Below are 13607 nucleotides of genomic sequence, written 5' to 3'. Positions count from 1 at the left end.
TGAGAGGTGGACTATGTTCAATTTTAAATATTTCAAAGCAGACTCATCTACATTTGTTATTCAGTCAGTGAATGGGAAAGTGCGTAAGCAAGGAAAGGGGATTAGTTTTTGGTATAACTCGGATAAGACATCTATTGCGGCATTACCGTTAAGTGCTCAAGAAGCTCCTTTTATTTTTAATTTACAAACTGCGGATTTTCAAAGTTTACGCATTCAGGGGCAAATTTCATTTCAAGTGAAGAACCCAGAAAAAACAGCAAATGTATTAAATTTCAATTTAACTAAAGATGGAAAAAATCACGCTTCTGAAGACCCACTTAAATTGAGTGATAGAGTAGTGAGGGCTGCGCAAACTATTATCCAAGCCAGAATTCAAACGACTTCATTGCGTGATGCATTACTTATTAGCCAATCATTAGTGACTTTAGTCACTCAACAACTGGCAGAACAAACGCTAATTGAATCATTAGGCCTTGAAATTTTAGACGTCTCTTTTGCTGCAATAGCGCCTTCACCTGAAACTCTTAAAGCGTTAGAGGCGCAAGCGAGGGAGTCAATTCTAAAAGAAGCGGATGATGCTATTTACGCAAGACGCAAATTTTCTGTTGAACAAGAAAGAACGATTAAAGAAGCGGAATTAGAAACGGATTTATCTGTTCAAGCAAAAGAACAACAAATTGAAGAAGCTCGCCTTGATAATGAACGTAAGCTATTACGTGAACGAGCAGAAATAGAGCAAGAAGAGTTGGTTGCACAAGTTAGTGCAGAGGCAAAGCGCCAAGAGTTAGTCACGCTTAGTGTGGGAAACCAGCGTATTCAATCAGAAGCAGATGCTTATGCTATTGAAACCAAAATGAAAGCCTATAGCCAGTTACCCGTTGAAAATTTAAAAGCGCTAGCGCTGGCAAAAATGAACCCAGAACAATTAATGGCAATGGCTTTTGAGTCACTGGCTCAAAATGCAGGGAAGATAGGGGAACTTAATCTATCACCTGATCTATTTGGTCAACTAATGAAAAAAGGAGGGAAGTAATGGAAGGAATGGATAATGCTAGATTTGTATTAGTAACACGTAAGACGCGCTTACAGGAATTGATTGAACGCTTTAATACATGGCCACAAGCGAAATTCTATTTAGAGCATAACCATGTGGAAGTTGATGATTATCTTAATGAGCATGATCTTTATCAGAGGCAATTAATCCAAGCTGAATCAATATTAAAACCATTAGGTAGGTTTCAATTATTAGAAAGAAAACTATTGCCCAGTTACCAATTTTCTAAGCAAGATATTGTGGTTGTGATCGGGCAGGATGGCTTAGTTGCCAATACGTTAAAGTACCTGAATGGGCAGCCTATTATTGCGATTAACCCAGACCCAGCGAGATGGGATGGCAAATTATTACCTTTTGAAATAGGCCAACTAAAGGAAGTTGTACAAAAAACAATACAAGGCAAGGCAGAGCAAAAAACAGTTACTTTTGCACAAGCAACAACCAATGATGGTCAATCATTATTAGCGGTGAATGACTTGTTCATTGGCCCGAAAAGCCATACCTCTGCGCGTTATTTATTGAATTGGAAAGGGGAGAAAGAGTTTCAATCTTCTTCTGGAATTATAGTTTCAACAGGGTTGGGTTCAACGGGGTGGTTTCAATCTATTTTAGCTGGAGCTAAAGCGATTACAGGCGTGGCACATCATCCCCTTTCTAATGGATTTGGTTGGGGAGACAATAAATTGCAATTTAGCGTTAGGGAGCCTTTTTTAAGTAAAACAACGGGCACGAAATGGGTGTTTGGCACGATAGAAACAGAATCACCTCTAATGCTTGAATCGTTGATGCCTGATAATGGCGTTATTTTCTCAGATGGAATAGAAGATGATTTTTTACAGTTTAATGCGGGCTGTATTGTTACAGTGAAAATCTCAGATTTACGAGGGTTACTTGTTGGTTAGTTTAGTTTCATCAGCCTCAATATTTTTGCTTATTGAGGCTGATGACAGATTAAATTTTTCTACGTCGGTTCATTGTGAAACCTAGTAAGCCAAAGATGACAACTACGGCCCACATTGGGTAATTGCTCCAACGTGCATAAGGCGTTAACCCTGTCGTCGGGATGACATCAGTGGCAAGTACTGCTGTTTTAAACTGAGGCAGTATATCTTGGATTGTCCCGTCAGCGCTGATCACAGCAGTAATTCCATTATTGGTTGAGCGTAGTAATGGGCGACCTAACTCTAACGAACGCATTCGAGCCATTTGGAAATGCTGCCATGGGCCAATCGATTTTCCAAACCATGCGTCATTTGATACGGTAAGTAAGTAATCGCTATCTGGCTTAAAGTTATCTCTAACTTGCGTACCTAAGATTATCTCATAGCAAATTGCGGCTGTAAGATGCATATTCCCTACCGCTAGCTGAGCTTGTTGATAATCACCTCGGCTAAAACCTGACATAGGTAAGTTAAAGAAAGGGGCAATAGGGCGTAGTATATCCTCTAAGGGAACAAACTCGCCAAATGGAACTAAATGGTGTTTGTTATAACGATTTTTAGAAGGGTAAAGATACGGCGTTTTATCACCTAATACGATAATAGTATTAAAAAATTCATACTCACCATTCGCTGGCCTTGCATCGACAATTCCGGTTATTAAGCGCGTATTAGAGCCTGCCAGCAGTTGATCGAGGGATTTTAACCAAGCTTGGTTATCGAGTTCAACGGAAGGGACGGCAGATTCGGGCCAAATGATCAGTGAAGCTTTACCTATATAAGGCCTTGATAACTCCATATAGGTGTCTTTGGTCTTTTGTAAAAAGCTGGCTTCCCATTTCATCGATTGGGGAATATTGCCTTGTACTAAAGCAACTTGCATTTTTTTTGCTTCAAGAGGGGTGAACCATTGAATATTCTTGGCAAGTAGGGGGGCAAACAATAAAACCGCAGCCGCTATTAAGGCCATAAAACTGCGGCGTATTATCGCTAGCACTAATAGGCCACTGATACTAAATAGCAACAAGGTAACCATTTCAACACCAAAAACTGGTGCTAATGCTTTCATTGGCCCATCAATTTGGCTATAACCAAATTGGAGCCATGGGAAGCCAGTTAATACCCAACCTCGTAGGAATTCAGTTAACTGCCAAAGTGCAGGTGCAAGGAAGACTAAACGCCAGATATTGGCACTGGGAGCAAATTTAGTGAGTAATGCCCCAAATAGACCGGTATAAAGAGAGAGATATGCCGCCAGAAGAATAACGATAAGTACATTAACAGGGCCAGGCATTCCACCAAAGTCAGCAATACTCACGTAAACCCAATTGACACCGCTACCAAATAAACCAAACCCCCAAGCAAAGCCAATCGAAAAAGATTGCTTAACCGTCCGCTGTAAGGTGAGTAATTGAAGGAAAAGAATAGAAAGTAGTGCAGCGGGCCAGATATCAAAAGGCGAAAAAGCCAGTGTTCCACTGGCTCCAAATAGTAAAGCCAGCAGTAACCGTAACCGCTGACTTTGATAAATAGACGTTGAATTCATTAAGTCTGTTCTTCTTCCAAAGTCGGAACTGGCGCGTCATCTGGAATTTTCACGTGAAGCAGAAGAATTCGACGACTGTCTGCCATGGCAACTTTAAATTGGTAATTGTCTATAGTGATAACCTCACCACGGGAAGGTAAGTGACCAAAGGCTTGCATAACTAAACCGCCCACGGTATCAACTTCTTCATCACTAAATTGTGTATTAAAAGCATCATTGAAGTCTTCTATCTGCGTCAGCGCGCGGACAGAATAAGAATGCCGACTGAGTTGACGGATATCAACGTCATCTTGGTCGTCATATTCATCTTCGATTTCGCCAACAATAAGCTCTAAAATATCTTCAATGGTAACAAGCCCTGACACACCACCAAACTCGTCAATGACGATAGCCATATGGTAGCGTTGAGAGCGGAACTCTTTGAGTAGCCTGTCTACTCGCTTACTTTCAGGTACAACAACTGCTTGACGTAAGACTTTATCGATACTAAAAGGTTCTGCGTCAGTGCGCATAAATGGCAGCAAATCTTTTGCCATTAATAAACCTTCTATGTGGTCTTTATCTTCACTAATAACAGGGAAGCGTGAGTGGGCTGAATCAATAATGACATCAAGGCACTCATCAAGCGTTTGATTGCGTTTTAAGGTAACAATTTGGGAACGCGGGATCATAATATCGCGTACGCGTTGATCCGCAATGTCCATTACCCCTTCAAGCATTTCGCGGGTATCAGGATCAATCAAATCGTTTTGTTCAGAGTCGCGGATTAATTCGACTAAGTCATCACGATTTTTAGGTTCACCGTGGAACAGGTGATTTAATAGTGCAAAAAACCCTTTCTTAGGACCAGGGTTATCGCTACTCGAAGAGTTATCGTCGCTCATGGCGGTTAATTTTGTATTCCTCAATAAAATACTCGACATACTTTGAACTACAGCGCTGTTAGCTGTACTCGGCTATGGGTTTAATAGCACAAGTTAAAGTATTTAGAGCTAGGTTAGTTAATAAAAACAACTTGCTTGATTCTTTTTTAGCATAAAACTGACGGTTTATCCTCATAATTACCGTCAGTTTTTTGTAAAATAATGCTTTTTTATAAAAGATAACTAGAAAAATTATAGTTAGATCATGCTTTCTCTGCAAGATAGGGGTCGTCATAACCTAATTCTGCTAAGATTTCAGTTTCTAAGCTTTCCATTTCTTCAGCTTCATCATCTTCAATATGGTCATAACCTAGTAGATGTAAGCAACCGTGGATCACCATATGTGCCCAGTGCTCTTCAGCACTTTTTTGTTGTTCAATCGCTTCTTGCTCAACAACTTGACGACAAATAATTAAATCGCCTAATAATGGCAGCTCAATTTCCGGCGGTGCTTCAAAAGGAAAAGATAATACATTTGTGGGCTTATCTTTTCCTCGGTAGGTTAAGTTTAAATGATGGCTTTCCGCTTCGTCTACAATGCGAATGGTGACTTCACTTTGCGCTTGAAATTTAGGCAGTACTGCGGCTAACCAGCGTTCAAATAAAGCTTCAGAGGGTAAGCCGTCCGGATTTTCACATGCAATTTGTAAATCGAGAATAATATCGATGCCACTCATTTATTGGTTTTCCTGCTTTTCAAATTGCTGTTGTCGTTCTTTTTCTTCACGTAACTGCTGGCGGCGCTTATTGTCTTGCTCTTCCCATGCTTCATAAGCCATAACAACTTTAGCCACTACTGGGTGACGAACAACGTCTTCACTGTGGAAAAAATTAAAGCTTAAATCATCAACCCCAGAAAGGACTTCTATGGCGTGACGTAAACCCGATTTACTGCCGCGCGGTAAGTCAACTTGGGTAATATCCCCTGTTACCACCGCTTTGGAATTAAACCCAATACGCGTCAAAAACATTTTCATCTGTTCGATGGTCGTGTTTTGGCTTTCATCTAAAATAATAAAAGCATCATTTAAGGTGCGGCCGCGCATATACGCCAATGGCGCAACTTCAATCACGTTTCGCTCAATCAGTTTTTCAACTTTTTCAAAGCCTAACATTTCAAATAAGGCGTCATAAAGGGGGCGAAGATAAGGGTCAACTTTTTGGCTTAGATCCCCCGGTAAGAAACCGAGCTTCTCACCAGCCTCAACAGCTGGACGAGTTAGCAATATTCGGCGAACTTCTTGGCGCTCTAGTGCATCAACAGCAGCGGCAACAGCTAAGTATGTTTTCCCTGTCCCAGCAGGGCCAATCCCAAACGTAATATCATGGTCTAAAATATTTGCGATATATTGCGCTTGGTTTGGTGTACGAGGCTTGATTACACCACGTTTTGTTTTGATATTCACGGCCTTACCGTAGTCTGGCACGCTGTCAGCGGATTGCTCTAAGACACGGCTATCGAGTATCGCTAAGTGGATGTTTTCAGGGTCTATATCCGGAATAACACCGCGCACAGGGGAGGTATCCACATACAGCTGGCGTAAAATTTTACTTGCCGCTTGTACATTAAGTGGTTTGCCCGATATTTTAAAACGGTTATCGCGTCGGTTAATTTCGATGGCAAGACGGCGTTCAAGTTGCTTAATATTGTCATCAAATGGCCCGCAGAGGCTCATTAAACGCTGGTTATCTGCGGGTTCTAGAAAGATTTCTTGTGTTGCGATTTGCAAAGTTGTTGTATCGGTCACTGAATATCCTATCGTTAGATTATTACTTAGGGTTGATAGTTGCCAACACCTAGCTCATCTTCTTTACGAGTACGTGCAATGACAGATGCAGGGGATTCGTGAACACGAAGATCCATTTGCTCCTCTGTGCGGATCACTTTGCCGCGTAGGGAGTTTGCATAGACGTCCACGATTTCTACATCCACAAATTTACCAATCATATCCGGTGTGCCTTCAAAATTCACAACGCGGTTATTTTCGGTACGGCCAGAAAGTTCCATGAGGCTCTTACGTGAAGGGCCTTCCACTAAGATGCGTTGTACAGAGCCTAACATGGCACGGCTAAAGCTCATGGCTTGTTGGTTAATGCGCTGTTGCAATAAGTATAGACGCTGTTTTTTCTCATCTTCACTGACATCATCTGGAAGGTCGGCCGCAGGTGTACCGGGACGCGCTGAGTAAACAAAGCTAAAACTCATATCAAAATCCACATCAGCGATTAACTTCATGGTTTTTTCAAAATCATCGTTAGTTTCGCCAGGGAAGCCAACAATAAAATCTGAACTAATAAGAATATCAGGGCGAGCTTCACGCAGTTTGCGAATAATGGCTTTATATTCTAGTGCGGTATGAGCCCGTTTCATCATGGTAAGAATACGGTCAGAACCACTTTGCACTGGAAGGTGTAAATAGCTCACCAATTCAGGGGTATCACGGTATACTTCAATGATATCATCTGTAAATTCAATTGGATGACTGGTTGTAAAGCGTACACGGTCAATCCCATCGATAGCAGCAACGAGGCGTAATAATTCGGCAAATGAGCAAATTTCACCATCAAAGGTTTCACCACGATAAGCGTTAACGTTTTGCCCTAACAAGTTAACTTCACGGACACCTTGTGCTGCTAATTGTGCAATTTCAAATAAAATATCATCACAAGGGCGGCTAACTTCTTCGCCTCGTGTATAAGGCACTACGCAGAAAGTACAATATTTATTACAGCCTTCCATAATTGAAACGAATGCGCTTGGGCCTTCTGCTCGTGGTTCAGGTAAGCGATCAAACTTTTCAATTTCAGGGAAACTGATATCAATCACAGGGCTACGGGTACCTTGCACCTGATTAATCATTTCAGGCAAGCGGTGTAAGGTCTGTGGACCGAAAACAATATCAACACTTGGTGCACGCTGACGGATAAAGTCCCCTTCTTGTGAGGCTACGCAACCGCCGACACCAATAATGATATCTGGGTTTTTATCCTTAAACGTTTTCCAACGCCCGAGTTGATGGAAAACCTTTTCTTGCGCTTTTTCACGAATTGAGCAGGTATTTAGCAGTAATAAATCAGCTTCTTCTGCAACTTCAGTGAGTTGGTAACCATGGGTGTTTTCCAATAAAGAAACCATTTTGGATGAGTCATACTCATTCATTTGGCAACCCCAAGTTTTAATGTATAGCTTTTTATTCGTCGACATGTCGTATATCCGGTGTTTTCGAAGCGGCTAGTGTAATGGACCTCGAAACGCGTTGTAAATCCAAAGTCCTACCCTCTTTTTGGGAACTTGCATGCATTTTGATGAAAAACATCATTGTATGATGGGATAAATGCAAAGATATTTAAAATAATATCACTACACCAAATTTAAGGGCAGGCAATTTGCCTATTGTTTTAAAGTTAGGGCGTATTGTATTCATTTGAGGCATCAGTGACTAGAGGATGTTGAGTATTTGTGGTTAATTTTTATGCAAATTAACGGCTTTTAAGCAAAACAGGCCACTTATGGCGTCGCGGTATTAACTCAATGTAGCACTCTTATGGGTTTCTAACATGGATATTTTCTGTGAGAGCCGCAAATATTGGGTACAATAGCTTAATCAAATAATAATCCCATCAAACAATGAATAGTGTAGCTAATGTGATGAATAAATTAATCGAATCTTATGATGTTGTCGTGGTGGGAGCCGGTATGACGGGTGCCGCGGCAGCATTGGGCTTTGCCCAAGAAGGCATGCGAGTCGCTTTGCTTGAAAAGGCAAAACCAGCGGCATTCGATCCACAAAGCGCACCTGATGTCCGTATTTCTGCGATTAGCCGTGCATCCGTTGAATTATTGCAACAATTAGGTGCTTGGCAGCATGTAGAGGCCATGAGGAGTGCCCCTTACAGGCAGCTAGAAACATGGGAAGAACCGGGTAGCAATGTTCTTTTTGACGCTCAAAGCCTTGGGTTGCCAGAACTCGGGTTTATGGTTGAAAACCGCGTACTGCAACTTGCACTATGGCGTGAGTGTGAAAAATACGACAATTTAGAATTGGTTTGCCCTGCGCAGTTGGTTAATTTATATCGGCCTCAGAACCAAAAAACGTGGTGTATTGAATTAGATGATAACCGAACTATAGAAGCGCAACTTGTTGTGGGAGCCGATGGCGCTAACTCCCAAGTGCGTAAAATGGCGGGGATTGGCAACCGTGGTTGGCAATATCGCCAATCATGTATGTTAATTACTATTCAAACACAGCAACCTCAGCAAGATAAAACATGGCAACAGTTTTTTCCATCGGGCCCTAGAGCATTCTTGCCTTTATATGATCACTGGGCTTCTTTGGTTTGGTATGATAGCCCTGACAAAATTAGGCGTCTGCAAGGGATGTCGATGGAACAGTTAACAGGGGCGGTTTCAGAGGCCTTCCCTGAACGTTTAGGGCCAATAACCGCAGTGGCTTCAGGGGCTTTCCCATTAACACGTCATCACGCGAACCGCTATGTTCTTGATGGTCTAGCACTGATTGGCGATGCGGCGCACACCATTAATCCATTAGCGGGGCAAGGCGTCAATCTTGGGTACCGTGATGTAGATGCGTTGTTAAAAGAAGTCATTTATGCACGTGAATATCTACAGCCTTGGTGCTCCATTGAGGTATTAAAACGTTATCAGCGTCGTCGTTTACCTGACAACTTAGTTATGCAAGCAGGGATGGATGTTTTCTATATGGCATTTAGTGAAAGTTTACCGGGGTTGAAAATGTTAAGAAACCTCGGGTTAATGGCAGCTCAGCGCGCTGGAGAAGCTAAAAAACTGGCATTGAAATATGCCTTAGGGTTATAACGTTGATGTGAAATGGACAATAAAATAGGCCGCTACCAGCGGCCTATTTTATTTAAGGTAATAAATGTGGTTTATTGTTAACTAGATCAATAGGTTGTATATCATTTGATTTATTGATATTGATAATGCTATCACCTTCAGTTAGCTCTGGGTCAAATGTCGCATTTTTATCTGAAAATGCATGTGCTAACTTTTCGGTATCTAATTCTTTTTCCCAACGGGCGACGACAATACAGGCGCATGCGTTACCAACTAAATTAGTTAAAGCACGGCATTCTGACATAAAACGGTCGATACCGAGGATTAATGCCATACCTGCAACAGGGATGCTTGGTACTACCATTAATGTTGCTGCGAGAGTAATAAACCCTGCGCCAGTCACCCCTGCAGCTCCTTTTGAGCTGATCATTGCGACAAGCAGTATAGAAAGTTGCTGCCAAATTGTGAGTTCAATATTAGTGGCTTGGGCAATAAACAGTGCAGCCATGGTCATATAGATATTGGTACCATCAAGGTTGAATGAATAACCTGTTGGGATCACTAAACCTACAACTGATTTTTCACAACCAGCCCGTTCCATTTTTCTCATCAAACTTGGCAGTGCAGCTTCAGAAGAAGAAGTCCCTAAAACGAGCCAAAGTTCATCCTTGATGTATTTAATGAGTTCGATGATTGAGAAGCCGTTGTATTTTGCGACAGCGCCAAGAACAACTAAGACAAAGAGCAGGGAGGTAATGTAGAAAGTTACTATCAGCATCATTAAGTTACCGATAGATGAAATACCATATTTACCAATGGTAAATGCCATTGCCCCAAATGCCCCGATAGGTGCTAGTTTCATTAGCATCGCAACCATTTTGAACACAGGTTCAGAAAAGTTTTGCAGCAATTTAACTATTGGCTCACCATGTTTACCTGTTGCGGCTAATGCTAACCCGAAAATAATCGCAATAAATAAGACTTGTAGGATATTACCATTCACTAATGGGCTAATGACCGTATCTGGAATGATGTTCATCAAAAAGCCAACAATGGAAGACTCATGGGCTTTTTCGACATAGCTAGCAACTTTTGTGCTATCGAGCGTTGCTGGGTCGATATTAAGCCCAGAACCTGGGCGGATGACATTCGCGACAATAAGGCCGATAAATAATGCAATGGTTGAGAAAGTCAGAAAGTACAGCATAGCTTTACCTGCGACACTGCCGACCGCTTTCATATTAGACATCCCTGAAATACCGGTTACTACGGTTAAAAAGATGACAGGTGCGATGATCATTTTTACGATTTTGATGAACCCATCACCAAGTGGTTTTAATGACTCTCCGGCCTCAGGGAAAAAGTGACCAAGTGCAATACCGAGCAAGATGGCTACGATCACTTGAACATATAAAATCTTATATATTGGTTGCTTTATCATGTTTCGCATAAATTTTCTCTGTAAAAATGTTACGTTTGGCAATTTATAATTATTAGGTTTTAAAACTTTTATTAGAGTTTTTGAGAGCTAATCAATTGGAATGGAAGATGGGATTGAATGTACTAATGACCGCAGCTAGAAAGGATCTTACCCGCCATTAATCACACCTAACTACAATTCGTCGGAAGATTATCACTTTCACTGGTTAATAAAAAATGACTTAAGTCACATATTTGATATAAAAGTTAAACAAAGGTAAATTTTACGCGTTAAATGTTGATCTGTTTTAACTGTAAGGAACTAAATTTGTTATTTGTCGGATAATGATGATTTGTAAAAGGCAGGCAATGAAAAGAAATTTTTCAGCTAATAACCAGCATGAAAATATGGAAAATTTATAAAAATAGCGTGTGTAGAAAGAGATGTATGGATTTATTCGTGGAATGCCAAATTGTTTCTATTTAAGTTTTTAATAAAAAGAATAAACCAAAATAGCATGGCATCGCGTTGATATTATAGGAGAAAATCAATCAGTAAACTGAGATAGGAAAAATGAAAGAAGGAAGTGAAGAAAGATGGCTGGGGTACCAGGATTCGAACCTGGGAATGCCAGGATCAAAACCTGGTGCCTTACCGCTTGGCGATACCCCAATCTTAAATTTTGTTCTACCAAGAAGGTAGATGGTGCGGGAGACAAGACTTGAACTTGCACACCTTGCGGCGCCAGAACCTAAATCTGGTGCGTCTACCAATTTCGCCACTCCCGCAAACAATGGTGGCTATGACGGGATTCGAACCTGTGACCCCAACATTATGAGTGTTGTGCTCTAACCAGCTGAGCTACATAGCCATTTTATGTTTTTCAAAATGAAGTTTTTGACAATCTAGATAGGGTAGTAGATGGCTGGGGTACCAGGATTCGAACCTGGGAATGCCAGGATCAAAACCTGGTGCCTTACCGCTTGGCGATACCCCATCCGGGAATTCTACTACAGATTGTATTAAGATGGCTGGGGTACCAGGATTCGAACCTGGGAATGCCAGGATCAAAACCTGGTGCCTTACCGCTTGGCGATACCCCAATCTTAAATTCAATGCTACCGAGAAGGAAAATGGTGCGGGAGACAAGACTTGAACTTGCACACCTTGCGGCGCCAGAACCTAAATCTGGTGCGTCTACCAATTTCGCCACTCCCGCAAATAATGGTGGCTATGACGGGATTCGAACCTGTGACCCCAACATTATGAGTGTTGTGCTCTAACCAGCTGAGCTACATAGCCATCTTTTTTTGCATAACCTTCGTCGGCGTTGCGGGGCGCATTATGCTAATTACAGACACGACAGTCAACAGCTTTTTGCACTATTTTTCAGAAAATGCGTCTGTTTGTCTGATGAATAATCATTTTGTCGATAAAGCCAGCAAAAAACAAGCCCATATTTGAAAAAATCTTTTTCGGGAGGATCAAGATGGAAGGGGAATTATTCGAATGATAGCAGCGTTGAAAACGTATACTTAGTGAAAACAGAGTGGAACCCAGCTTTAAAATTTAAGTTATTTAAGTTTAATCAATCCAATGAATTGCTGAGTTTTCGTGTTAGGGGAAAACAAAAAAGCAGGCATAAAACCTGCTTTTATGAAAAATAAACGGAGAAATTAATTTTCAAATAATTTTTGCAGTAACTCACCATTAAGCATAGCTCGTTTGGTGAGGGCAAATGCGCCTATTGCTGAGTTATGGACAAGTTGTGATGTGACAATAGGTAAGTTTTCTCTAAACCCTTTAAGGGCTTGAGTGTCAATGCAGCTTTGGATCGCCGGAATAAGAACCAGTTCGGCTTCTGTGATGTCACCTGCAATAACCACTTTTTCAGGGTTGAAGAGGTTTATTGAAATAGCAATGGCTTTACCGATCTGACGACCGACATGTTGGATGACTTCAGTCGCTAGCGGGTCACTTTTGTTGGCCGCTTGGCAGATATGAGAAATTGTACAGGTTTCTGCGGTCAGAGAACTTGAATAACCTTGTTCTAGGCGCTGTCTTACGCGGGCTTCGATAGCTTGGTTTGAGGCAATGGTTTCTAAGCAACCAAAATTACCACAGTGGCATAGTTCACCCAGTGGGTCTACTTGGATGTGACCAATCTCCCCTAAGTTCCCACGGTGATTGAGCAGGATTTCTTTGTTAATAACTAAGCCTGCTCCAGCGCCTCTGTGGATACGTACTAGAAGTGAGTCCTCACAATCACGGGTTGCACCAAAATAGCTCTCAGCAAGGGCTAGGCTGCGAATATCGTGGCCAGCATAGCAAGTGATATTAAAATGTGATTGTAAATTATCAATAAGGTGCCAGTTATCAACTTTAATATGCGGCATGTAATAGACAATACCGCTGTGAGGGTTAACCAACCCCGGAAGGATAACAGAAATTGCGATTAACTCTTTAAGGCGACGATGGTTTTTATCAATAAAGTCTTCAAGGGCAGCAATTAACTTTTCTTCGACAGCCTGCTGAGAAGGCGCTGTAATAGGATAATGACCATCAATAATCATTTTACCACCTAAGTCGTATAAGGCTATGGTGGCATCATAGCGCCCTAAACGGACACCAATAGTATGGAAATTTTTATGTTCAGAAACAATTGAAATGGCACGGCGGCCCCCAGTGGAGGCCTGCTGGTCAACTTCCTTGATTAAACCACGTTCGAGTAGTTGGCGAGTGATCTTAGTCACACTGGCTGGGGCAAGCTGGCTTTGCTCCGCTATTTGAATTCTTGATATCGGACCTTGTTGGTCAATCAAGCTATAAACGACGGCACTATTTAATTGTTTGACGAGATCAATATTACCAATTTGCTTTAGCGAGTGGCTTTGATTCATTAGCTAGTTA

At 41.6% G+C, this 13607-nt stretch carries 10 protein-coding genes and 7 tRNA genes; 3 read left to right on the top strand and 14 right to left on the bottom strand.

Annotated features, from left to right (window positions below; all coding sequences use genetic code 11):
* Positions 1-13: 13 nt before the first annotated feature.
* Positions 14-1033, top strand: coding sequence for an SPFH domain-containing protein (locus M1F14_RS18825; RefSeq protein WP_042848346.1), 1020 nt, complete (start codon positions 14-16; stop codon positions 1031-1033).
* Positions 1033-1956: a sugar kinase gene (locus tag M1F14_RS18820; RefSeq protein WP_042848345.1), complete on the top strand. Its 924-nt coding sequence runs from the start codon at positions 1033-1035 to the stop codon at positions 1954-1956. Before M1F14_RS18825 ends, M1F14_RS18820 begins: the two co-directional genes overlap by 1 nt.
* A 49-nt stretch (positions 1957-2005) precedes the next feature.
* Here the strand turns inward: M1F14_RS18820 and lnt are convergent, their stop codons facing one another.
* From lnt to miaB, 5 genes are all read right to left on the bottom strand, one after another.
* Positions 2006-3538 (bottom strand): apolipoprotein N-acyltransferase, encoded by a 1533-nt coding sequence (gene lnt / locus M1F14_RS18815; RefSeq protein WP_042848344.1) that lies wholly within the window; start codon positions 3536-3538, stop codon positions 2006-2008.
* Complete coding sequence (gene corC, locus M1F14_RS18810; protein ID WP_042848343.1) at positions 3538-4422, bottom strand: CNNM family magnesium/cobalt transport protein CorC; 885 nt, start codon at positions 4420-4422, stop codon at positions 3538-3540. Before corC ends, lnt begins: the two co-directional genes overlap by 1 nt.
* A 242-nt stretch (positions 4423-4664) precedes the next feature.
* Positions 4665-5138, bottom strand: a complete 474-nt coding sequence (gene ybeY / locus M1F14_RS18805; protein ID WP_042848341.1) for an rRNA maturation RNase YbeY — start codon at positions 5136-5138, stop codon at positions 4665-4667.
* Positions 5139-6191: a PhoH family protein gene (locus tag M1F14_RS18800; RefSeq protein ID WP_042848420.1), complete on the bottom strand. Its 1053-nt coding sequence runs from the start codon at positions 6189-6191 to the stop codon at positions 5139-5141.
* Between the two features lie 44 nt (positions 6192-6235).
* Positions 6236-7666 (bottom strand): tRNA (N6-isopentenyl adenosine(37)-C2)-methylthiotransferase MiaB, encoded by a 1431-nt coding sequence (miaB, locus tag M1F14_RS18795; protein ID WP_181469133.1) that lies wholly within the window; start codon positions 7664-7666, stop codon positions 6236-6238.
* A gap of 444 nt (positions 7667-8110) precedes the next feature.
* Here miaB and ubiF point away from each other — a divergent pair, with 444 nt between their 5' ends.
* The gene (ubiF, locus tag M1F14_RS18790) at positions 8111-9298 is read left to right on the top strand and encodes a 3-demethoxyubiquinol 3-hydroxylase (RefSeq protein WP_042848339.1); all 1188 of its coding nucleotides are present in this window, start codon (positions 8111-8113) and stop codon (positions 9296-9298) included.
* A 52-nt stretch (positions 9299-9350) separates the two neighbouring features.
* On the opposite strand, the gene M1F14_RS18785 is transcribed toward ubiF, so the two are convergent.
* The 9 genes from M1F14_RS18785 to M1F14_RS18745 form a co-directional block, all read right to left on the bottom strand.
* A complete protein-coding gene (locus tag M1F14_RS18785; protein ID WP_048606364.1) occupies positions 9351-10727 on the bottom strand; it encodes a dicarboxylate/amino acid:cation symporter in 1377 nt (458 codons plus the stop codon).
* 567 nt (positions 10728-11294) lie between these two features.
* A tRNA-Gln gene (locus tag M1F14_RS18780) sits at positions 11295-11369 on the bottom strand.
* A 31-nt stretch (positions 11370-11400) separates the two neighbouring features.
* Positions 11401-11485: transfer RNA gene (locus M1F14_RS18775), tRNA-Leu, on the bottom strand.
* Positions 11486-11491: 6 nt separating this feature from the next.
* Positions 11492-11568 (bottom strand) — tRNA-Met (locus M1F14_RS18770).
* Between the two features lie 51 nt (positions 11569-11619).
* A tRNA-Gln gene (locus tag M1F14_RS18765) sits at positions 11620-11694 on the bottom strand.
* Between the two features lie 31 nt (positions 11695-11725).
* Positions 11726-11800: transfer RNA gene (locus M1F14_RS18760), tRNA-Gln, on the bottom strand.
* Positions 11801-11831: 31 nt separating this feature from the next.
* A tRNA-Leu gene (locus M1F14_RS18755) sits at positions 11832-11916 on the bottom strand.
* A 6-nt stretch (positions 11917-11922) separates the two neighbouring features.
* Positions 11923-11999 (bottom strand) — tRNA-Met (locus tag M1F14_RS18750).
* Between the two features lie 374 nt (positions 12000-12373).
* A complete protein-coding gene (locus M1F14_RS18745) occupies positions 12374-13597 on the bottom strand; it encodes an ROK family protein (RefSeq protein ID WP_042848335.1) in 1224 nt (407 codons plus the stop codon).
* Positions 13598-13607 lie beyond the last annotated feature (10 nt).

It is taken from the genome of Providencia sp. PROV003 (assembly GCF_045040775.1).
Lineage (GTDB): Bacteria > Pseudomonadota > Gammaproteobacteria > Enterobacterales > Enterobacteriaceae > Providencia > Providencia huashanensis.
Note: the sequence above shows the minus strand (reverse complement) of the source record. Positions and strands in the feature narration are given on the sequence as shown.

Coding starts and splice junctions, on each gene's coding strand:
- ybeY (WP_042848341.1), bottom strand. CDS start 5,138: ATGAGTGGCATCGATATTATTCTCGATTTACAAATTGCATGTGAAAAT.
- M1F14_RS18825 (WP_042848346.1), top strand. CDS start 14: ATGTTCAATTTTAAATATTTCAAAGCAGACTCATCTACATTTGTTATT.
- M1F14_RS18745 (WP_042848335.1), bottom strand. CDS start 13,597: ATGAATCAAAGCCACTCGCTAAAGCAAATTGGTAATATTGATCTCGTC.
- M1F14_RS18820 (WP_042848345.1), top strand. CDS start 1,033: ATGGAAGGAATGGATAATGCTAGATTTGTATTAGTAACACGTAAGACG.
- miaB (WP_181469133.1), bottom strand. CDS start 7,666: ATGTCGACGAATAAAAAGCTATACATTAAAACTTGGGGTTGCCAAATG.
- lnt (WP_042848344.1), bottom strand. CDS start 3,538: ATGAATTCAACGTCTATTTATCAAAGTCAGCGGTTACGGTTACTGCTG.
- M1F14_RS18785 (WP_048606364.1), bottom strand. CDS start 10,727: ATGCGAAACATGATAAAGCAACCAATATATAAGATTTTATATGTTCAA.
- ubiF (WP_042848339.1), top strand. CDS start 8,111: ATGAATAAATTAATCGAATCTTATGATGTTGTCGTGGTGGGAGCCGGT.
- corC (WP_042848343.1), bottom strand. CDS start 4,422: ATGAGCGACGATAACTCTTCGAGTAGCGATAACCCTGGTCCTAAGAAA.